This is a genomic window from Roseibacterium elongatum DSM 19469, assembly GCF_000590925.1.
Taxonomy (GTDB): Bacteria; Pseudomonadota; Alphaproteobacteria; order Rhodobacterales; family Rhodobacteraceae; genus Roseibacterium; species Roseibacterium elongatum.
In genome coordinates, this window is record NZ_CP004372.1 from 3,044,897 (window position 1) to 3,064,535 (window position 19,639).

A 19,639-nucleotide genomic window follows, 5' to 3' on the forward strand; every position below is an offset into this window, starting at 1 on the left:
CGCCCGCGTGATTTTGCGGGGATCACCTGAATGCTGACACTCGAAGGCCTGTCCAAGACCTACAAGACCGGCGATCCGGCACTGTCCGACGTGACGCTGAATATGCCGAAGGGGCAGATCATGGGCCTGATCGGGCCGTCGGGGGCGGGCAAATCGACCCTGATCCGCTGCATCAACCGCCTTGTGGAACCGACCGCAGGCAAGGTCATGCTGGGGGAAGTGAACCTGGTCGGCCTGTCGAAATCCGATCTGCGTCGCCAACGCCGCCGCATCGGGATGATCTTCCAGGAATACGCGCTGGTCGAACGCCTGACTGTGATGGAAAACGTCCTGTCGGGGCGCCTGGGATACGTTCCCTTCTGGCGCAGCTTCATGCGGAAATATCCGACCGCCGACATCCAACGCGCCTATCAGCTGCTGGATCGCGTGGGACTGCTGGACAAGGCCGACAACCGCGCCGATGCCCTGTCGGGCGGGCAGCGCCAGCGCGTCGGCATCGCACGCGCCTTGGCGCAAGACCCCGAATTGCTGCTGGTCGATGAACCCACGGCCAGCCTCGACCCCAAGACCAGCCGCCAGATCATGCGCCTGTTGACCGAGATCTGCGCCGAACGCGGGCTGCCTGCCATCGTCAATATCCATGACGTGCCACTGGCGCAGCAATTCATGCAGCGCATCGTCGGCCTGCGCGCCGGGCGCGTGGTGTTCGACGGCACGCCCGACCAACTGACCGAGGCGACGCTGACCACGATCTATGGCGAAGAAGACTGGCACGAGATGCGCCGGGGCGATCAGGAACAGGAGGCGGCCGAGGCCGACGCGCGCGACCGAATGGCGGCACTGGCGCGATGAGCACGCTCGACTCCTACCCCAGGACGTGGCGGCGTCCGCCGCAGATCGTCACCGACCGTCGCTGGCGCATCGCGCTGCAGCTTGGCATCCTTGTCTATCTGGTGCTGGCCATCGGCTCGGTCGAGGTGAACTGGGCCCGCGTTTATGACGGGCTCGACCGTGGCCAGCGCTTCATCATGGGCTTCCTGCAACCCGATTTCACCAGCCGCTGGCGCGACATCAGCCAGGGCCTGATCGAAAGCCTGACCATGACGCTGACCTCGACGGTGGTCGGCGTGGCCATTTCGGTGCCCATCGGCATCGGCGCGGCCCGCAATCTGGCCCCGCGCTGGATCTACTTTATCTGCCGCTCGATCATCGCCGTCAGCCGCGCGTTGCAGGAAATCATCATCGCCATCTTCTTCGTGGCCATGTTCGGTTTCGGCCCATTTGCCGGGTTCCTGACCCTGTCTTTCGCCACGATCGGCTTCATCGCCAAACTTCTGGCCGACGATATCGAGGAAATCGACGAGACACAGGCCGAGGCGATCCGGTCCACCGGGGCATCGTGGTGGCAATTGGTGAACTACGCCGTGCAGCCGCAGGTGATGCCGCGCCTGATCGGCCTGTCGCTCTATCGGCTGGATATCAATTTCCGCGAAAGCGCGGTGATCGGGATCGTCGGCGCGGGCGGCATCGGCGCCACGCTGAACACCGCCATCGACCGCTACGAATATGACAGCGCGGGTGCGATCCTGCTGATCATCATCGCCATCGTCATGGTGGCCGAATATGGCTCCAGCTACCTGCGGAAGTTCCTACAATGACCGAGATCACCCACTACAGCCAGGTCTGGACCCATCGCACCCCGCGCAAGCGCCTGCTGATCTGGGCCGGATGGCTGGCACTGGTCGCCCTGTTCGTCTGGTGCTGGCAGTTGATGACCGAGAACACGATCTGGTTCTTCGTCGCCGACGCCCCGCGGCAGGCCGCCGATATCGGCGGGCGCATGGTCGCCCCCCCGTTGGGAGTATCTGCCCGAGTTGATGCAGCCGCTGTGGGATACGATCAACATCGCGACGCTGGGAACGCTTGGCGGCGTCATCATGGCCGTGCCGGTGGCCTTCATGGCGGCGCGCAACACCACACCCTCGGCCACCATCCTGCGGCCCATCGCGCTGTTCATCATCGTGGCGTCGCGCTCGATCAACTCGTTGATTTGGGCTCTGCTGCTGGTGGCCATCATCGGCCCGGGCCTGCTGGCGGGGATCGTCGCCATCGCCCTGCGCTCGATCGGGTTCATCGGCAAGCTGCTTTACGAGGCGATCGAGGAAACCGACGCCACCCAGATCGAGGCGATCGAGGCCACGGGCGCCAGCAGCGCACAGGTTCTGAATTACGGCATCGTGCCGCAGATCATGCCGGCCTTCTGGGGCATCACCGTCTTCCGCTGGGATATCAACATCCGCGAAAGCACGATCCTGGGCCTCGTGGGCGCGGGCGGTATCGGGCTGAAACTGCAAGCCTCGCTGAACACCCTGGCCTGGAGCCAGGTCTCGGTAATCCTGATCCTGATCCTTGCGACCGTCGTGCTGAGCGAATGGGTCTCGGCCCGGGTGCGCCACGCCATCATCTGAGACAGCCGGCCCACCCCAAGGCGGTCGATACCTGCGGGCAGCGGCGGGGCGCGGTCTGCGCCGTGCCCGCGACATCCTCTGTTCGGCACACGCCGATGCGTGGCGCCCGGGCGCGCCCCTGCGTGCGCGATGGTGCATCCGCTGGACACCCTGCGACAGATCACGCCAATCCCGATCAAAAAAGTCGGATTGACAAAACCGACTTATTCACTCAAGAATAGGTGCCATGCAAGCCACCCGCGCCGATCCGGCCAGGGACGCCATAGCCTGACACAGCAAAGGGCATAAGATGACGGACAGGCATGACATGACCCGCTCCACGATGGCGCAAGGTCGCGAACCCGCCCTGAGACCCGAAGAGGTATGGCCCCTTCTCGCCGAAGGCGTGCCGCTGCGCCTTGGCGGTCTGGAATGGTGGCTTGACCGGCTGGAAGGCACCCGTGATGCCCGGCGGTGACGGAAACCGGCAGGCGCTGGCCCTTCCGGCCCGCGCCGACTGCGCCAACCCAAGCCACCCGGTCGGTGGCCGCCGCAGCGGGTTCACCGCACGGCCCCGACGCCCTCGGCACGTCCTTGGCGATGCGCGCGTGACCCCCGGCGCGGCGGCGCCGTGCTGCGCTGGCCCCGACCTGCGGGAAACGTCATGATCATCTGCCATTGCACCAACATCACCGACCACGACATTCATGCCGCCATCGACTGGATGCGCGCCGCGGACCCCGATGCGATCATCACGCCGCGCAAGGTCTATCGCGCGCTCGGCAAATCGGCGGATTGCGGTGGCTGTGTCGCGTTGTTCGTGGACACGATGCGCCAGAACGATAACATGCCCGTACCCATGGAATTGCGCGGGTTGCGCCGCGCGGCAAAACAACAAGAGGACGCATCGGATGAAGGGCGACACCAAGGTCATCGAGTATCTCAATCGCGCGCTGCGCAGTGAACTGACCGCCGTCAGCCAGTACTGGCTGCACTATCGCCTGCAAGAGGATTGGGGCCTTGGCCATATGGCCAAGAAAAGCCGCGAGGAATCCATCGAAGAGATGCATCACGCCGACAAGCTGATCGCGCGCATCCTGTTCCTCGAAGGCCACCCGAACCTGCAGAAACTCGACCCGATCCGCACCGGCCAGACCCCCAAGGAAACGCTGGAATGCGACCTCGCCGCCGAGCACGAGGCCCGCGCGCTCTACAAGGAAGCCCGCGAATACTGCGCCTCGGTCGGCGATTGGGTCAGCAAGGAGCTTTTCGAAGAACTCCTTGCCGATGAAGAGGGTCATATCGATTTTCTCGAAACCCAACTGGACCTGCACGACCGCGTCGGGGCGCAGAATTACGCGCATCTCAACGCGTCCAGGATGGACGAGGCCGAATAAGGGCGCGGCGGCGATCTGGCCGGGGCCGCCCCTCGGCGGCAATCCCCATCGGCGGCAACGGCCAAGCCGCACCGGGGCGACGCACCTGTGTCCGGCACAGCCAACGCGTCACGCGCCAGGCATCACGTGCCGATCGGGTGATGGCAGGCCACGGCGTGCCCCCCGACCTGGCGCAGCTTGGGCACCTCGTGCGCGCAGCGATCCGAGGCCAGAGGACAGCGCGCGCGAAAGGCACAGCCCCGCGGCGGGTTCAACGGATCGGGCAACTCGCTTTCCCGCGCCTCTGGTGCGCTGAGCGGGCGGCCCACGACCGGCGCGCTGTCGGCCAGAAGGCGCGTGTAGGGATGGCGGGGCGCGCGGAAGATCTCCTCGGCCCGGCCCAATTCCACGACCGAACCGAAATAGAGCACCGCGATCCGGTCCGAGACCGCCTCAACCACCGCCAGATCATGCGAGATGAACAGGTAGGTCAGCCCCAACTGCGCCTTCAGATCCGCCAGCAGGTTCAAGACCTGCGCCTGCACCGACACGTCCAGCGCCGAGACCGGCTCGTCGAGGATCAGGATGCGCGCCTCGGCGGCCAGGGCGCGGGCGATGCCGATGCGCTGCGCCTGCCCGCCCGAGAACTCGTGCGGATACCGGTCCAGAAACTCGTGCCGCAGCGCGACCGTGTCGAAGATCTCGGCGATGCGCGCGGCCCGGCGGGGCGCATCCATCCGGTGCAGCCGCTTGAGCGGGGCCTCCATGATCTGACGGATGGTCTTGCGGGGGTTGAGGCTGCTTATCGGGTCCTGGAACACGTATTGGATGCGCCGGCCAAAGGCGGCCGGATCGGCCTTGTCCAGCGGCGCGCCCTCGATCTCGATACTGCCGGTCGTGGGGTCGAGCAGGCCAACCAGCATCCGCGCAAGAGTGGATTTCCCGCAGCCGGACTCCCCCACGATCCCCAGGGTTTCGCCATGAGCCACATCCAGCGTGACCGGGTGCACGGCGCGCACGCCGGGGCGTTCCCCCCCGAACAGCGTCCGCCCGAGGGGGAAGGTCTTGGACAGGGTTTTCCAAACGCAGCGCCGGGGTCATGATGCGGCCTCCTGCTCGGCCACGGGATGCAGGCAGCGCAGCGCCCGCCCCCCGTCGCGCGCCAGGGCGATCTCTCCGCTGCGGCAGGCCGCGCTGGCGCGGTCGCAGCGGGGCGCGAAGGCACAGCCCGGCGGCAGGTCGTTCACCGCCGGTGGCAGGCCGGGGATCGCCTCGAGCCGGCGTCGCCCGCCCCCCAGTTCCGGCACGCAGGCCATCAGCCGCGCCGTGTAGGGATGCCGGGGGGTGTCGAGGATCGCGCGCGTCGGCCCCTCCTCGACGATCTTGCCCGCATACATCACCGCCACCCGGTCACACAGCTGCCCGACCACGCCGAAATCATGCGTGATGAAGATGATCGCAAGGCCGCGCGCGCGGCGCAGATCATCAAGGATCGACAGGATTTGCGCCTGCACCGTCACATCCAGTGCCGTGGTCGGCTCGTCGGCGATGATCACCTCGGGGTCATTGGCCAGCGCCATGGCGATGCCGACGCGCTGCCGCATGCCGCCCGACATCTCGTGCGGATAGTCGTCGATGCGCGCGGCGGCATTCGGAATGCGCACCGCCTCGAGCAGGTCGACCGCCTTTTGCCGCCCCTCGGCCCGACCGATGGCACGGTGCGCGGAAATCGCCTCGATCAGCTGATCGCCCACCCGGTAAAGCGGGTGCAGCGTGGCCAGTGGATCCTGAAAGATATACGCCACTTCTCGGCCACGCAGCGTGCGCAAGCGCCGATAGGGGGCGCCGATCAGGTCCTCGCCCTTGTAATGCACCGACCCGCCCGCGATCAGCCCCGGCGGCGAGGCGACCAGCCCCATCACCGACAGGGCCGTGACCGATTTGCCCGAGCCGCTTTCGCCGATGATGCCCAGGCATTCGCCCGGCGCCACCGACAGGCTGACACCGCCCACCGCGCGATAGTTGCGGTCCTTGACGTGAAACTGCGTCTCCAGCTTGTCCAGCGTCAACACCCCCGCCTGTCCCTGCGGCGCGGGCTGACGACCGCGCGCAACCAGTGTGGCGGGCAGCGGCCGGTTGAGCGCGCCGGATTTCAGGCGCGGGTCCAGCGCGTCGCGAATGCCGTCGCCCAACAGGTTGATGGCCATCACGATGATCAGGATCATAACCCCCGGCACGACCGACGTGTGGGGGTTGGTGATCAGCGCCGCGCGCGCCTCGCCCAGCATCGAGCCGAGATCAGCCACCGGCGGCTGGCTGCCGAGGCCCAGGAAACTCAGGCCCGCTGTTTCCAGGATCATCCACCCCACCGTCGTGGACATTGCGATGACGATCACCGGCACCACATTGGGCAGGATCTCGGTCAGGATGATGCGCGCATCCGACAGGCCGGCAAGGCGCGCGGCATCGACGAACTCCTTGTTGGCGATGCCCACGGTGATGCCGCGGATGTTGCGGGCGAAAAACGGGATGTTCACCGCCGCGACCGCGATCAGCGCGTTCATCAGGCCGGGGCCGAGCGCCGCCACGATGGCCAGCGCCAGCAGGATGTAGGGAAACGCCATCAGCATGTCGACGCCGCGCATGATGATGTTGTCGGTGCGTCCACCATAGTACCCCGCGACGATCCCGATCGCGGCCCCGATGGTGGCGGCGATCAGCGCGGCGGCGAACCCCACGGCCAGCGACAGGCGCGTGCCCCACATCAACCGGCTGAGCAGATCGCGCCCCAGATGGTCCGTGCCCAGAAGCGCGCCCTCGGAAAACGGCGGCAGGAAGCGGTTGGCGGTATCGGTCACGTTGGGCGGCGCCAGCGGCAGGATCGGTGTCAGCAGCGCCAGCAGCACCACCAGCCCCATGACGATCAACCCGCCAAGGGCCAGACGGTTGCGGGCGAGCAGCGCCAGAAAACTCACGTCTTGATCCTCGGGTCCAGAAGGGATTGGGCCACGTCCACCACGATGTTGAAAAACACGTAGCAGGCCGCCACGAACACCACGCCGCCCTGCACCAGCAGGATGTCGCGGCGCAGGATCGCGTCCACCAGCATCCGCCCGATGCCGGGCCATTGGAACACGACCTCGATGTAGACGGCCCCCGACAGGACGAACCCCGCCTGGATGCCGAGCACGGGGATGATCGACACCATCGCCGCGCGCAGGGCATGACGCCAGATCACGCCGCGTTCGGGCACGCCTTTCGCGCGGGCGGTGCGGATGAAATCCTGCCGCAGAACCTCGAGCATGGCCGAGCGCGACAGCCGCGCCACCACGCCGGTGGCGACAACCGAAAGGGCCAGTGCCGGCAGGGTCAGATGACGGATCAGCGCAAACAGGTCACGGTCGCCGAAGATGGGCCACATGCCCGAGGCCGGGAACCACCGCAAATTCACCGCGAAGGTCAGGATCATCATCATGCCCAGAAAGAAGGAAGGGATTGATATACCTAACAAAACCACGAAGGTGATGCCCTTGTCGGGCCAGGCGTACTGATTGGCGGCCGAGATCACGCCGGCGACGATGCCCAGGACCGAGCACAGAACGAAACTGGTCCCGGCCAGGACCAGCGTGGCATTGAAGCGCTCGACCACCTCGTCGAGCACGGGGCGGTTCAACGCGAAAGAGCGCCCGAAATCGCCCTGCAGCATATTACCGAGCCAAATGAAATACTGTTGTATCAAGGGCTTGTCGAGACCCAGATCCTCGTTCAGGCGGGCCACGTTTTCCGGCGTGGCATAGCTGCCGAGGATTGCCGTGGCCGGGTCGCCGGGGATCAGCGCCATGATCGCGAAGACGATCACCGAGATGCCCAGAAGCACCGGAATGGCCGAGATCAGGCGTCTGAGGATGTAGCGGGTCATGGGGCCCTTTCCGGCGAAAATGGCAGGTCACAGGCCGTACACAGCGCGTACACAGCCTGTGCATACGCACAGGCAGAAATTCTCGAGAATTTCTGGCCGGAATTCTCGAGAATTCCGTTGCGCCCCAAGGCGGCCGTCTCGCCCCGGGGCGCGGGGATCAGTTCTTGGCCACGTCGTCGAGCAGCAGGAAGAAGGACGGCTCGAGCGCGAAACCCTCGACCCGGTCGCTGGTCACCGCGTTCTGCACCCAGTTGGCGACGAAGACCCAGGGCGCGTCTTCCTGAACGATCACCTGCATCTCGCGGTACAGCTCGGCGCGGCGATCCTGATCGGTGGCGGTGCGGGCCTCTTCCAAGAGCGCGTCGACCTCGGGGTTGGAATAATAGCCCGAGTTGAAGCCGCCCTGTTCCGGCCACGCCTCGGTGCGCAGGGCAAGATAGGGCAGCGTATCGGGGTCGTTGGTCATCCAGGCCATCTGGGCGGCGTCCGCCTCGCCCTCGAGCCCCGGATTCACCCGCCCCAGGAAGGTGTTCCATTCGTAGGTCTCGATGGTCACGTCAAAGCCCACGGCCTCGAGATCGGCCTGAATGGCGGTGCCCATGGCGACCGGGTCCAGCATGCCCGACCCGCCCTCGGTCACGAAAAAGGTGATCTCGGGATTTTCGACACCGGCCTCGGCCAGCAGTTCGCGGGCACGGTCGGGGTCGTAGGGATAGGGCTCCAACTCTTCGTTGTAGGCCCAGGCGAAGGCGGGGGGCGTGGGGCCGGCGGCGACCTCGGCGGTGCCTTCGAGCACATCCTCGACCAGCGCGGTCTTGTTGATCGCGTAATTGGCGGCCTGACGCACGGCCTGTTCGGTGAACGGCCCCTCGCGCATGTTCAGGATCAGGAACCAGACATGGGGGCCGGCCTGTTCGACGATCTCAAAGGCGTCGCCCTGAAATTCGGACAGGGCCACCGGGGGCACCTCGACCATCAGGTCGATCCCGCCCGACAGCATCTCGGCCACACGGGTGTTGGCATCGGTGATCGGCCGGAAGACCACGGCCTGAAGGTCGGGCGCGCCATCCCAGTAATCGGGGTTGGCCTCGATCACCACGGCCTCGTTCGAGCGCCATTCGGTGAAGGTGAACGGCCCCGTGCCCGACGGGTTGCGGCCGAACTCGGCCCCGTGTTCCCTCACCGCCGCCGGCGAGACGATCAACCCCGTCGGATAGGCGAGGTTCGACAGGAACGGTGCATAGGGCGCGGTCAGCGTGAAGCGCACCGTCAGGTCATCGACCGCCTCGACGCTGTCGACCGACGAGAAGAAGAAACTCAGCGGGAACGGGCCGGTGTCGTGATAGGGATGATCCTCGTTCAGCATGCGCTCGAAGTTGAAGACCACGGCCTCGGCGTTGAAGGGGCTGCCATCGTGGAAGGTCACCCCCTCGCGCAGGGAGAAGGTGTAGACGGTGCCGTCCTCGGAAATCTCCCAGTCGGTGGCCAGCGCCGGTTCGACCTCGAGCGTGCCCGAGGCGTAGCGCACCAGCCCGTCATAGACATTCATCAGGATGCGGAAATCGTTCACCGCTGTGACCGCATGGGGGTCGAGCGCCTGCGGTTCGGCCACCTGGCCGACCACCAGAACGCCCGGCGGCGTTTGCGCGGCGGCGGGAAGCCCCGCGGCCAGCGCGAGGCTGAGTGCTGTGCCGCCGGCCAGGGCCATCCGGCGCGTCCAGGACAAAAGTGCCATGACGTGATCCTCTCCTATCGGGTCTGTCGCTATTGCCTTGCCGGCAATTGATTGTGATAAGCGAGATCAGGACAAATTATCATGATAAATGCAAGCCCCAGCTGTCGGAGGGACCGGTCGTGACCATTTCGATCCTTGCGCGCGATGAAATTTCGGGCGCTTTGGGCGGTGCCGCCGCAACCGGCAGCCTGTGCGTCGGCGGCTGGGTTCTGCGCGGGGATGCCGCGCGCGGCCTGTCGGCCAGCCAGGGCACGGCGCCCTCGACGTTGTGGGGTGAGGACGTATTGAGCGCCATGGCGGGCGGTCAGGGGGCCGCGGCGGCCGTGGCACAGGTGACGGGCGCCGATCCCGGCCGGGCGCATCGGCAGCTTGCCGCGCTCTCGGCCCAGGGTCAGACCGGGGCCTTCACCGGGGCCGACAGTGTGGGCTTCGCCGATGCGACGCAGGCCCCCGGCGTTGTGGTGGCCGGCAACATGCTGACCGGACCCGAGGTGATCGCCGCGGCCCTGGCGGGCTATGCCGGCGCGGCCGCCCTGCCCCTGCCCGAGCGTCTGATGGCGGCGTTGCAGGCGGCGGCGCGTGCGGGGGGCGATGCGCGCGGCCTGAAATCGGCGGCGCTGCTGGTGGTGGGGCGCGACCGCGCGCCGCTGACGCTGCGGATCGATTGTTCCGACACGCCACTGCAGGCATTGGCCGACCTTTACGCGGCGTCGCAGGCCGAGCCCTATCGCGGCTGGACCGAGGTGGTGCCGGTGCTGGACGACCCCTATCGCGCTCCGCGACCCGAGGCGGTGCCCGACCACCCCGAGCCCATCGTGGATGTCGCGCCGCCACCGGCGCGCTAAGGCAGGCCCGGGCGCGGCTATTCGGGGATGAACCGGCGCAGCACCTGCGCCTCTTGCGCCTGCATCAGCGCCTCGGCGGTTTGCATATGGGCGGTCATGATCGCGCGGGCCTCTTCGGGACGGCCCTCGCGCAGGGCGGCGATCAGGTCGCGCTGGAACGCCACGCCCCGGGCGTGCAGATCGCGGTTGGGCGGGTCGTAGAGCCGCCGATACACGGTCAGGTCGGCCAGAATACGCGCCATGAAACTGACCACGAAAGCCAAGAGTGCGTTATCCGAGAAATTCGCCAGCAGCCGGTGAAAGGCCAGCGAGGCGACGTGCTGGTCGCGCTCTTCCTCGGCGCTGCGGGCGGGGTCGGGGTATTGGGCGACCACGGCCTCGAGCTCGGCCAGTTGCGCGTCGCTGAGGCGTCCGGCAAGCGAGGCGGCCAGTTCGGGTTCCAGCACGCGGCGCAACTGGTAGATATCGGCCACCGAAAGGTCCTGAAAATAGAAGTAATTGGCCAGGAGTGCCTTGGCCCGGTCCGCCGTCACCTCGCCCACGAAGCTGCCGCCGCCGGGGCCGGTCCGGGTTTCGACCAGCCCCTGCGCCTGAAGAATGCGCATCGCCTCGCGGATGGTGCCCTTGGCCATGCCGAAACGGGCCATCAACTCGGCCTCGCCGGGCAGGCGGTCGCCCTTTTGCATGTTGCGCTCGACGACCCAATCCTTGATCGCCTCGGCCACCCGCACGGGGCGCGACCGGCGGCCCGGCACCGAGGCGCCTTTGCGTCGCTCTGGGGGCGTCTTGCCCGATGGGCTGTGTTCCATGGCCGATCCCGATAGGCTGCAGATCCGGGCGCGCAGCAAGGGAACGGGGTAGCGCATGGCGCATCCCACCACAAGATGCCGGACCGGGCGGGCGGTGCATGGGCAGACGGCGGCGGTCGATCACGGTATACCGAATTTCGAACTGTGAGATCGCCCGCCGCATGCCGCGCGGAGCCCACGGGCACAGGCGAAAACGGCCTTTTGTGATTTGGTTTCATTCGTTTTTTTCAACTCGCGCGAAAGGTTGTAAACTCCTTTTCAAAACTAAATTTCGCGGGACCGCCGCGCTGGATAATAAAACGCATCTCACGGAACGTAAGGGTGGGTGTCCGTCGCCCGTGTCTGGATTGGGAGGTCCAGGCTCTGAAATCCATGGGAGGATTACATGACTGACAAGAACCTTTCGCGTCGCGGCCTGCTCAAGGCCGGCGCCGCAACCGGCGTTGCGCTGGCCACGCCGACCTTCTTCACGGGAGCCGCCCGTGCCTTTACGAACGAGCCCGGCTCGTCGTCGGTGACGCTCGGCTTCAACGTGCCCCAGACCGGCCCCTATGCCGATGAAGGCGCCGACGAATTGCGGGCGCAGCAACTGGCGGTCGAACACCTGAACGGTGAAGGCGACGGCGGCATGCTCAACACGTTCTCCAGCCAGGTTCTCGACGGCACCGGCATCCTGGGGCGCCGTGTCGAATACGTGACCGGCGACACCCAGACCTCATCGGATGCGGCGCGCTCCTCGGCACGTTCGATGATCGAGCGCGACGGCGCAATCATGGTCACCGGCGGTTCGTCCTCGGGCGTGGCCGTGGCGGTGCAGGCGCTCTGCCAAGAGGCGGGCATCATCTTCATGGCTGGCCTGACGCACTCGAACGACACGACCGGCAAGGACCGCAAGGCCAACGGCTTCCGCCACTTCTTCAACTCCTACATGTCGGGCGCGGCGCTGGCGCCGGTTCTGGCCAACGCCTATGGCACCGACCGCAACGCCTATTACCTGACCGCCGACTACAACTGGGGCTACACGACCGAGCAGGCCGTGCGCGAAGCCACCGAAGCGGTGGGCTGGAACACGGTGAACACCGTTCTGACGCCGGTGGGCGCGGGCGACTTCTCGTCCTACATCACACCGGTTCTGGGCTCGGGCGCCGATACGCTGGTGCTGGTGCATTACGGCGGCGACATGGTGAACTCGCTGACTCAAGCCGTGCAGTTCGGCCTGCGCGAAGCCCAGGCCAATGGCCGCGACTTCGAGATCATCGTGCCGCTCTTCTCGCGCCTGATGGCCAGCGGCGCCGGCGAGGCGATCCAGGGCATCTTCGGCTCGACCAACTGGCACTGGTCGCTGCCGGACGCGGGCAGCCAGGCCTTCACCCGGTCCTTCGGCGAAAAATACGGCTTCCCGCCCAGCCAGGCGGCGCATACCTGCTACGTGCAGACGCTGCTTTATGCCGATGCGGTCACCCGCGCGGGCAGCTTCAACCCCTGCGCCGTGGTCGAGGCGCTGGAAGGGTTCGAGTTCGACGGTCTGGGCAACGGCCCGACGCTGTATCGGGCCGAGGATCACCAGTGCTTCAAGGATGTTCTGGTCGTGCGCGGCAAGGCCAACCCGGACAACCAGTTCGACCTTCTCGAGATCGTCGAGGTCACGCCGGTCGAGCAGGTCACCTATGCCCCGGACCACCCGCAATTTGCGGGCGGCAACCTGGGCACCTGCAATCCGGGCGCCTGAGGCGGCCTGACAACCGACCCCAAGACCCGGGCGGCGACAGATCCGCCCGGGTTTCATGACGCGCGGCGCCATACCTGCGTTCGCGCGCCCGATTTCCGCAGACACATCCACAAGGGCGCGACATGGAAGCCATCATTCTGCAGATCCTGAACGGTCTGGACAAAGGCTCGGCCTACGCACTGATCGCACTCGGCCTCACTCTGATCTTCGGAACGCTCGGCGTCGTGAACTTCGCCCATGGTGCGTTGTTCATGATCGGCGCCTTCGTGGCCGTGACGCTGAACCGTATCTTCAACCTGTCCTTCACCGTGATCGACGAAACCCGCACCGACTTCCTGGGCAATCCGATGCAGGTGGAGGTGCCTTATGTCGAGCAATGGTTCGGCGCCGAGACGGGGGCCGCGATCATCGACTGGTCCGTGCCATTGGCGATCATCGTGGCCATTCCCATCATGGCGTTGATCGGCATCGCGATGGAACGCGGCCTGATCAAATACTTCTACAAGCGGCCCCATGCCGACCAGATCCTTGTGACATTCGGCCTGGCCATCGTGCTGCAGGAGATCGTCAAGGCCTTTTACGGCGCCAACCCGATCCCGACCCCGGCGCCCGACGCCTTTCGCGGGTCGTTCGATGTCGGACAGTTGATCGGGTTCGAGCCCTTCGCGATCGTCTATCCCTACTGGCGTCTGGTCTATTTCGCCTTTGCCGCGATCGTCATTGGCGCAGTGTTTGCCTTTCTGCAATTCACGACCTTCGGGATGGTGGTGCGCGCCGGCATGGCCGACCGCGAGACCGTGGGCATTCTGGGCATCGACATCGACAAGCGCTTTACCACCATGTTCGCCATCGCGGCCATCGTCGCGGGGCTTGCGGGGGTGATGTACACGCCAATCCTGTCGCCCAACTATCACATGGGGATGGATTTCCTCGTGCTCAGCTTCGTGGTCGTCGTTGTCGGCGGCATGGGCAGCCTGGGCGGCGCGGTGGCGGCGGGGTTCCTGCTGGGCGTGCTGCAGAGTTTCGCCTCCATGTCGCAGGTCATCGACCTCATTCCCGGCATCAACCAGGTCATCATCTACCTGGTCGCCATCATCGTGCTGTTGACCCGTCCGCGTGGCCTCATGGGCCGCAAGGGCGTGATGGAGGAGTGATCCCATGCTTGGATTGAACAAGGCGGATCTGCGCCTCTACGTGATCGTTCTGGGGCTGCTGATCTTTGCGCCCTTCATCATGAACCCCTTCCCCGAGGGCTCGGGCCTGGCGCAGTTCAACGGCGGCTATCCCGATCTGCTGCAAAAGCTGGTGATCTTCGGCATCTTCGCCGTGGGGTTCAACATCCTCTTCGGTCTGACCGGGTATCTGTCCTTCGGACACGCGGCCTTTCTGGGGGTCGGCTCCTACGCCGGGGTCTGGATGATGAAGCTCCTGACCATGAACGTCATCCCGGCGCTGATCGTGTCGGTGCTGGTGGCGGGGCTGTTGTCGGTGGTGATCGGCTATGTCTCGCTGCGCCGGTCGGGGATCTATTTCTCGATCCTGACGCTGGCCTTCGCGCAGATGTGCTACAGCCTGGCCTATTCGGTGCTGACGCCGATCACCGGGGGCGAGACGGGCCTGACCCTGTCGCTGAACGACCCGCGCGTGCTGGGCGCCAGCCAGACGGCCGAGGGCAATATCCCCGCGCCGCATTTCTTCGGGCTGGAGATGAGCAGTTCCGCCACCTGGGAGCTGGGCGCGTGGTCCTTCACCTTCAATATCGGCTACTATTTCTGCGCGATCGTCATGGCGGTGGCCTTTTATCTGGCGATCCGGCTGTTCCGCTCGCCCTTTGGCCTGATGCTGCGGGCGGTGAAGTCGAACAATTCGCGCATGACCTATACCGGCCTCAACCCGCGCCCCTATGCGCTGGCGGCCTTTGTCATCTCGGGGATGTATGCCGGGCTGGCGGGCGGCCTGATGGTGGCGATGGACCCGCTGGCCGGGGCCGAGCGGATGATCTGGACCGCCTCGGGCGAGGTGGTGCTGATGGCGATCCTGGGCGGGGTCGGCACGCTGATCGGCCCGATCCTGGGCGCGGGCGTGATCAAGTACCTGGAATCGATCATCTCGACCATCAACTCGACCATCCTGCACCAGTGGTTCGCCTTCCTGCCCGACGGGCTGGAGAATTTCGTCGTGGCGGTGATCTACCCGTTCGTCGGCAAGGGCTGGCACCTGACGCTGGGCATCGTGTTCATGCTGGTGGTCATCTTCCTGCCCGGCGGGATCGTCGAAGGCGGCAAGCGCATCGCGAACCTGTTCCGCCGCAAACGCGCCGATGACAGCGCGCAGGGCTCGGCCTCGGCCGCGCCGAAACCCGGCGAATAAGGAGAGAGGCTTATGGGTATCCTGGAAGTCAAAGGCGTCAACAAGCGCTTCGGCGGGCTGCAAGCGCTTGGCGACGTGAACCTTTCGGTGCAGGAAGGATCCTGTCACGCGATCATCGGGCCCAACGGGGCGGGCAAGTCCACACTGCTCAACGTCCTCGTGGGCAAGCTGATCCCCGATACCGGCTCGGTCACCTTTCAGGGCGAAAGCGTGCTGGGGCGCAAACCCTACCAGATCAACCAGATGGGCATCAGCCGCGTGTTCCAGACGCCCGAGATCTTCGGCGATCTGACAGTGCTGGAAAACATGCTGATGCCGGTCTTCGCGCGGCGCGACGGCACCTTTCGCCTGCATGCCTACGAGACCATCGCCAACGAGCGCGAGCTGTTGGACGAGGCCGAGGGCATGCTGGAAGAGGTCAACATGATCGACAAGAAGGACATGCATTCCGCCGCCCTGTCGCGGGGCGACAAGCGCCGCCTGGAAATGGCCATGTGCCTTGTGCAGCAGCCGCGCCTGCTGCTGTTGGACGAACCGACCGCCGGCATGGCGCGGGCCGACACCAACAACACGATCGAACTGCTGAAAGAGATCAAGGAAAAGCGCAACATCACCATGGCGATCATCGAGCATGACATGCACGTGGTCTTCAGCCTGGCCGACCGGATCACGGTGCTGGCCCAGGGCACGCCGCTGGTCGAGGATATCCCCGAGAACATCAAGGGCCACCCAAAGGTCCGCGAGGCCTATCTGGGCGAAGCGCAGGTCTGAGGACCGGCAGGAGGACAACAGATGAACGTGAAATCCGATTTCAACCCCAACGCCAACCACGCGGCCACGGCCCCGGCCTTTCTGTCGGTCTGGGAGATCGACGCCTATTACGACGAAAGCTACATCGTCCAGCGCATCAGCTTCAACGTGCACGAGGGCGAGATCCTGGCCCTTTTGGGACGCAACGGGGCGGGCAAGACCTCGACCCTGCGCACCATCGCGCGCGTCGACGACCCCGCGTTGCGCCACGGCGAGATCTGGCTGGATCACAAGCCGCTGCACGAGATGAAATCGCATGAGGCGGCCCAGAGCGGCCTGGCGCTGGTGCCCGAAGACCGGCGCATCATTCCCGGCCTGACGGTCGAGGAAAACCTCAAGCTGGCCCAGATCGCCCCGCCCCATGGCTGGTCGCTGGAACGCATCTACGAGTTGTTCCCGCGCCTGGGCGAGCGGCGCAAGCAGGAGGGCGTGACGCTGTCCGGCGGGGAGCAGCAGATGCTGTCCATCGCCCGCGCGCTGGCCCGTGACATCAAGATCCTGCTGCTGGACGAACCCTACGAGGGGCTGGCCCCCGTCATCGTGCAGGAAATCGCCAAGACGCTGAACGTGATCCGCGACCAGGGCATCACCACGATCATCGTGGAACAGAATGCCGTGGCCGCACTGGAACTGGCGGATCGGGCGGTGATCCTGGATACCGGGTCGGTGGTGTTCGACGGCGACGCCAGGGAAGTGCTGGACAATACCGAGTTGCGCGAGGAATACCTCGCGATCTGAAACGCCGCCCCACGGCTGACACCAGCGCAGAGGCCGACGCCTCGCCCCCTGGCGCGCGTGGGGGGGGGCGAGGCGTTTTCGCGGGCGAGTCGGGCCAAACGTCCGAAACCCGCCCCGAAACCGCACAAGATGCCGAGATGGGACAGAAAGGACCGCCCAAGAATTGTGCAGACGATGAATGCCGCGGCGCAGCACGCCGGTTTTCCTACCCGTGTCGACCAGCCCATGCGACGGTGATCTTGCCGGGCGCTTCGGGATCAGTCTCCTCCCTTCCTTTGCAGGTCCCGAAAGCCCGGCGCGAAAGGACTGGCTGACGATCCGCCTCCTCGTCTCTCTTCCACATGGTCGGATCGTCAGCTTTTTCTTTTGCAGCGCAACGCGCGCTGTGACCCATCCGCCACAGCCACAATTCCGCCGCATTTCGGGCACGTCGCTGCCGCGCAAGGCGCAGACCCTGTGATGTCATCGACGCAGCAGATGACACGAGGCGACCATGCCCAGCTCGACACCCCCTACCCCGCCCCGCCCTGAGGCCCCGAAAAAGCCCCGTCCCAAGCCTGTGCGCTTCAAGGATTGGGCCAGCATCTGATAGGCTGATCTTCGAAAGGCCCCGAAGATGAGCGATCCTTTGGCGGATGACCCGGTCACCGCGATCCGAAATATCGGCCCGGCCCAGGCCGAGGCGCTGGCGCGGGCCGGGATCACCACGGCGACGCAGTTGCGCCGGATCGGCGCCGAGACCGCCTATGCCCGCATGGTCGACACCGGGACGCGGCCGCATTTCATCGCCTTCTACGCGCTGGTCATGGCGCTGCAGGGGCGGCCTTGGAACGATTGCAAAGGGGCCGAGAAGACGGCGCTGCGAGAGAGGTTCGATGCCCTGATCGCAACCGCCCGCAACAGCGGCGGCGCCGACCCCGATCTCGAGCGGATGCTGGACCGGATCGGCACCGGGCTGCGCCGGTGAATACGCCGATGCGCACAGCGCAGAAAAATTCGTGCAGGCGCAGAAATTCTTGACCTAGGTCAACCACATCACCCTGTGCCTGCGCATAATCTGGAATCATTCCAGTAAGTTTCCCCGGAAGCGCGCCAAACGAATGGAGATTCAGATCATGTTCCGTACCACGCTTACCGCCGCTGTTGCCCTTGCGACCGCGATTGCAGGTCCCGCATTGGCCAATGACGAGTTGCGCGAGTACGCGAACGAGTTGTTCGAGCCGATCCCGCTTTCCACGCCCGACCTCGACGGCAACATGGTCACCCGTCAGCGCGTCGATCTGGGCGCGATGCTGTTCTTCGACCCGCGCATGTCGCGCTCGGGGCTGTTCTCGTGCCAGTCTTGCCATAACGTCGGCACCGGCGGCGTTGACGGTCTGGAAACGTCGATCGGCCATGGCTGGCAGGCCGGGCCGCGCAACTCGCCCACCGTCTTCAACGCCGTGTTCAACATCGCCCAGTTCTGGGACGGGCGCGCGGCCGATTTGGCCGAACAGGCGGTCGGCCCGGTGCAGGCCGGCGTCGAGATGAACAACACGCCCGAACGCGTGATCGACACGCTGAACTCGATGCAGGCCTATGTGGACGCCTTCGCCGAAGCCTTCCCCGGCGAGGACGACCCCGTGACCTTCGACAATTTCGCGCTGGCCATCGAGGCGTTCGAGGCCACGCTGACAACGCCGAACTCGCGCTTTGACCAGTTCCTGATGGGCGCCGATACGCTCGACGAGCAGGAGCTTGCCGGCCTCGAGGCCTTCATCGATCAGGGCTGCGCCGCCTGCCACGCGGGCGTGAACATGGGCGGTCAGGACTATTATCCCTTCGGTCTGGTCGAGCGTCCGGGCGCCGATGTTCTGCCCGAGGGCGACCGTGGCCGGTTCGCCGTGACCGAAACCGCGATGGATGACTATGTCTTCCGCGCCGCGCCGCTGCGCAACATCGAATTGACGGCCCCCTATTTCCACTCGGGCGTCGTCTGGGAACTGGAAGAGGCCGTGGCCGTGATGGGCGTGGCCCAGCTGGGGGCCGATCTGAGCGAACAGGAAATCAGCGACATCGCCGCCTTCCTGCGCACCCTGACCGGCGAGATCCCCGAGGTCGTCCACCCGGTGCTGCCGCCGCGCACCGCCGACACCCCGCTGCCCGAGCCGATGTAAGCACCGCTTTGCGGCCAGGGCCGCGGACCGAAACCACGCAAAGGCCGCTCCGACAGGGGCGGCCTTTTTCGATCTGCCCTCCGGCGGGGGTCAAACCCGACCCGGGCTGGCACAGTCGGGCACGGTCACGGGCGGCGGAACGAAAAAAGGGCGGCTGCCGCATTCGGCACCCGCCCCTTGTTGGTCCGATCTGTCGGGCGTTCAGCCGACCAGTTCGATCCCGGCGAAGAAATAGGCGATTTCCTCGGCCGCGGTTTCCGGCGCGTCCGAGCCGTGGACCGAGTTTTCACCCTTGGACAGGGCGAATTCCTTGCGGATCGTGCCCTCGGCGGCCTCGGCCGGATCGGTCGCGCCCATCACGTCGCGGTATTTGGCGATGGCGTCTTCGCCTTCCAGAACCTGCACCACGACCGGCTCGGAGGCCATGAATTCGCACAGTTCGCCGTAGAAGGGGCGTTCGGCGTGGACGGCGTAGAAGGTGCCGGCCTGCGCGGGGGTCATGTGGATCCGCTTTTGCGCGATGATGCGCAGGCCGGCGGCCTCGATCTTGGCGTTGATCGCGCCGGTCAGGTTGCGCTTGGTGGCGTCGGGCTTGATGATGGAAAAGGTGCGCTGGATGGCCATGTCTCGCTCCGGTAAAACGGGGTTGGTGAAAGATCGCGCGCCCTCTAACACGGGGGGTGCGGGTTGAAAAGGCGATGATTG

Annotated in this window: 18 protein-coding genes and 2 pseudogenes; 14 read left to right on the plus strand and 6 right to left on the minus strand. The window is 65.7% G+C overall.

Annotated elements, in window-relative coordinates; translation table 11 throughout:
• Positions 1 to 30 precede the first annotated feature (30 nt).
• The 6 genes and pseudogenes from phnC (at position 31) to bfr (ending at position 3,844) form a co-directional block, all read left to right on the plus strand.
• Positions 31 to 852, plus strand: a complete 822-nt coding sequence (phnC, locus tag ROSELON_RS14785; protein WP_025313097.1) for a phosphonate ABC transporter ATP-binding protein — start codon at positions 31 to 33, stop codon at positions 850 to 852.
• Complete coding sequence (gene phnE, locus ROSELON_RS14790; protein ID WP_025313098.1) at positions 849 to 1,658, plus strand: phosphonate ABC transporter, permease protein PhnE; 810 nt, start codon at positions 849 to 851, stop codon at positions 1,656 to 1,658. The genes phnC and phnE (ROSELON_RS14790) overlap by 4 nt, the downstream gene beginning before the upstream one ends.
• Positions 1,655 to 2,468 (plus strand): annotated as a pseudogene (phnE, locus tag ROSELON_RS14795) (phosphonate ABC transporter, permease protein PhnE). The gene phnE (ROSELON_RS14790) and the pseudogene phnE (ROSELON_RS14795) overlap by 4 nt, the downstream one beginning before the upstream one ends.
• A 307-nt stretch (positions 2,469 to 2,775) precedes the next feature.
• Positions 2,776 to 2,925 (plus strand): hypothetical protein, encoded by a 150-nt coding sequence (locus tag ROSELON_RS18245; protein WP_156945955.1) that lies wholly within the window; start codon positions 2,776 to 2,778, stop codon positions 2,923 to 2,925.
• A 186-nt stretch (positions 2,926 to 3,111) separates the two neighbouring features.
• The gene (locus ROSELON_RS14800) at positions 3,112 to 3,411 is read left to right on the plus strand and encodes a (2Fe-2S)-binding protein (protein ID WP_025313099.1); all 300 of its coding nucleotides are present in this window, start codon (positions 3,112 to 3,114) and stop codon (positions 3,409 to 3,411) included.
• On the plus strand, positions 3,359 to 3,844 hold the full coding sequence (bfr, locus tag ROSELON_RS14805; RefSeq protein WP_025313100.1) for a bacterioferritin: 486 nt from the start codon (positions 3,359 to 3,361) through the stop codon (positions 3,842 to 3,844). Before ROSELON_RS14800 ends, bfr begins: the two co-directional genes overlap by 53 nt.
• 122 nt (positions 3,845 to 3,966) lie before the next feature.
• On the opposite strand, the pseudogene ROSELON_RS14810 reads toward bfr, so the two are convergent.
• The 4 genes and pseudogenes from ROSELON_RS14810 to ROSELON_RS14825 form a co-directional block, all read right to left on the minus strand.
• Positions 3,967 to 4,924 (minus strand): annotated as a pseudogene (locus ROSELON_RS14810) (ABC transporter ATP-binding protein).
• Entirely contained in the window at positions 4,921 to 6,798 is a 1,878-nt protein-coding gene (locus ROSELON_RS14815) for a dipeptide/oligopeptide/nickel ABC transporter permease/ATP-binding protein (RefSeq protein WP_025313101.1), read from the minus strand. Before ROSELON_RS14815 ends, ROSELON_RS14810 begins: the two are co-directional and overlap by 4 nt.
• Positions 6,795 to 7,742 carry an ABC transporter permease gene (locus tag ROSELON_RS14820; RefSeq protein ID WP_025313102.1) on the minus strand — a complete coding sequence of 316 codons (948 nt, stop codon included), beginning with the start codon at positions 7,740 to 7,742 and terminating at the stop codon, positions 6,795 to 6,797. The genes ROSELON_RS14815 and ROSELON_RS14820 overlap by 4 nt, the downstream gene beginning before the upstream one ends.
• 157 nt (positions 7,743 to 7,899) lie before the next feature.
• The gene (locus tag ROSELON_RS14825; protein WP_025313103.1) at positions 7,900 to 9,477 is read right to left on the minus strand and encodes an ABC transporter substrate-binding protein; all 1,578 of its coding nucleotides are present in this window, start codon (positions 9,475 to 9,477) and stop codon (positions 7,900 to 7,902) included.
• Between the two features lie 119 nt (positions 9,478 to 9,596).
• Here ROSELON_RS14825 and ROSELON_RS14830 point away from each other — a divergent pair, with 119 nt between their 5' ends.
• On the plus strand, positions 9,597 to 10,322 hold the full coding sequence (locus ROSELON_RS14830) for a DUF1028 domain-containing protein (RefSeq protein WP_025313104.1): 726 nt from the start codon (positions 9,597 to 9,599) through the stop codon (positions 10,320 to 10,322).
• 17 nt (positions 10,323 to 10,339) lie between these two features.
• On the opposite strand, the gene ROSELON_RS14835 is transcribed toward ROSELON_RS14830, so the two are convergent.
• Positions 10,340 to 11,053, minus strand: coding sequence for a FadR/GntR family transcriptional regulator (locus ROSELON_RS14835; RefSeq protein WP_025313105.1), 714 nt, complete (start codon positions 11,051 to 11,053; stop codon positions 10,340 to 10,342).
• Positions 11,054 to 11,516: 463 nt separating this feature from the next.
• Between ROSELON_RS14835 and ROSELON_RS14840 the strand changes: the two genes are divergently transcribed.
• From ROSELON_RS14840 to ROSELON_RS14870, 7 genes are all read left to right on the plus strand, one after another.
• On the plus strand, positions 11,517 to 12,860 hold the full coding sequence (locus ROSELON_RS14840) for a substrate-binding protein (RefSeq protein ID WP_025313106.1): 1,344 nt from the start codon (positions 11,517 to 11,519) through the stop codon (positions 12,858 to 12,860).
• 122 nt (positions 12,861 to 12,982) lie between these two features.
• Complete coding sequence (locus tag ROSELON_RS14845; protein WP_025313107.1) at positions 12,983 to 14,014, plus strand: branched-chain amino acid ABC transporter permease; 1,032 nt, start codon at positions 12,983 to 12,985, stop codon at positions 14,012 to 14,014.
• Between the two features lie 4 nt (positions 14,015 to 14,018).
• On the plus strand, positions 14,019 to 15,230 hold the full coding sequence (locus ROSELON_RS14850) for a branched-chain amino acid ABC transporter permease (protein ID WP_025313108.1): 1,212 nt from the start codon (positions 14,019 to 14,021) through the stop codon (positions 15,228 to 15,230).
• Positions 15,231 to 15,242: 12 nt separating this feature from the next.
• Positions 15,243 to 16,001: an ABC transporter ATP-binding protein gene (locus ROSELON_RS14855; RefSeq protein WP_025313109.1), complete on the plus strand. Its 759-nt coding sequence runs from the start codon at positions 15,243 to 15,245 to the stop codon at positions 15,999 to 16,001.
• 21 nt (positions 16,002 to 16,022) lie between these two features.
• Positions 16,023 to 16,778, plus strand: coding sequence for an ABC transporter ATP-binding protein (locus ROSELON_RS14860; RefSeq protein ID WP_025313110.1), 756 nt, complete (start codon positions 16,023 to 16,025; stop codon positions 16,776 to 16,778).
• Positions 16,779 to 17,394: 616 nt separating this feature from the next.
• Entirely contained in the window at positions 17,395 to 17,745 is a 351-nt protein-coding gene (locus tag ROSELON_RS14865; RefSeq protein ID WP_025313111.1) for a TfoX/Sxy family protein, read from the plus strand.
• 133 nt (positions 17,746 to 17,878) lie between these two features.
• A complete protein-coding gene (locus ROSELON_RS14870) occupies positions 17,879 to 18,934 on the plus strand; it encodes a cytochrome-c peroxidase (protein ID WP_198020765.1) in 1,056 nt (351 codons plus the stop codon).
• A 201-nt stretch (positions 18,935 to 19,135) separates the two neighbouring features.
• Here the strand turns inward: ROSELON_RS14870 and ndk are convergent, their stop codons facing one another.
• On the minus strand, positions 19,136 to 19,558 hold the full coding sequence (gene ndk / locus ROSELON_RS14875) for a nucleoside-diphosphate kinase (RefSeq protein WP_025313113.1): 423 nt from the start codon (positions 19,556 to 19,558) through the stop codon (positions 19,136 to 19,138).
• Between the last annotated feature and the right edge of the window lie 81 nt (positions 19,559 to 19,639).

Bases quoted from the DNA above. Each gene is read 5' to 3' on its own strand.
- phnC (WP_025313097.1), top strand. From the start codon at position 31: ATGCTGACACTCGAAGGCCTGTCCAAGACCTACAAGACCGGCGATCCG.
- ROSELON_RS14820 (WP_025313102.1), bottom strand. From the start codon at position 7,742: ATGACCCGCTACATCCTCAGACGCCTGATCTCGGCCATTCCGGTGCTT.
- ROSELON_RS14825 (WP_025313103.1), bottom strand. From the start codon at position 9,477: ATGGCACTTTTGTCCTGGACGCGCCGGATGGCCCTGGCCGGCGGCACA.
- ROSELON_RS14840 (WP_025313106.1), top strand. From the start codon at position 11,517: ATGACTGACAAGAACCTTTCGCGTCGCGGCCTGCTCAAGGCCGGCGCC.
- ROSELON_RS14855 (WP_025313109.1), top strand. From the start codon at position 15,243: ATGGGTATCCTGGAAGTCAAAGGCGTCAACAAGCGCTTCGGCGGGCTG.
- ROSELON_RS14870 (WP_198020765.1), top strand. From the start codon at position 17,879: ATGGAGATTCAGATCATGTTCCGTACCACGCTTACCGCCGCTGTTGCC.
- ROSELON_RS18245 (WP_156945955.1), top strand. From the start codon at position 2,776: ATGACCCGCTCCACGATGGCGCAAGGTCGCGAACCCGCCCTGAGACCC.
- ROSELON_RS14850 (WP_025313108.1), top strand. From the start codon at position 14,019: ATGCTTGGATTGAACAAGGCGGATCTGCGCCTCTACGTGATCGTTCTG.
- ROSELON_RS14845 (WP_025313107.1), top strand. From the start codon at position 12,983: ATGGAAGCCATCATTCTGCAGATCCTGAACGGTCTGGACAAAGGCTCG.
- bfr (WP_025313100.1), top strand. From the start codon at position 3,359: ATGAAGGGCGACACCAAGGTCATCGAGTATCTCAATCGCGCGCTGCGC.
- ndk (WP_025313113.1), bottom strand. From the start codon at position 19,558: ATGGCCATCCAGCGCACCTTTTCCATCATCAAGCCCGACGCCACCAAG.
- ROSELON_RS14860 (WP_025313110.1), top strand. From the start codon at position 16,023: ATGAACGTGAAATCCGATTTCAACCCCAACGCCAACCACGCGGCCACG.
- ROSELON_RS14800 (WP_025313099.1), top strand. From the start codon at position 3,112: ATGATCATCTGCCATTGCACCAACATCACCGACCACGACATTCATGCC.
- phnE (WP_025313098.1), top strand. From the start codon at position 849: ATGAGCACGCTCGACTCCTACCCCAGGACGTGGCGGCGTCCGCCGCAG.
- ROSELON_RS14865 (WP_025313111.1), top strand. From the start codon at position 17,395: ATGAGCGATCCTTTGGCGGATGACCCGGTCACCGCGATCCGAAATATC.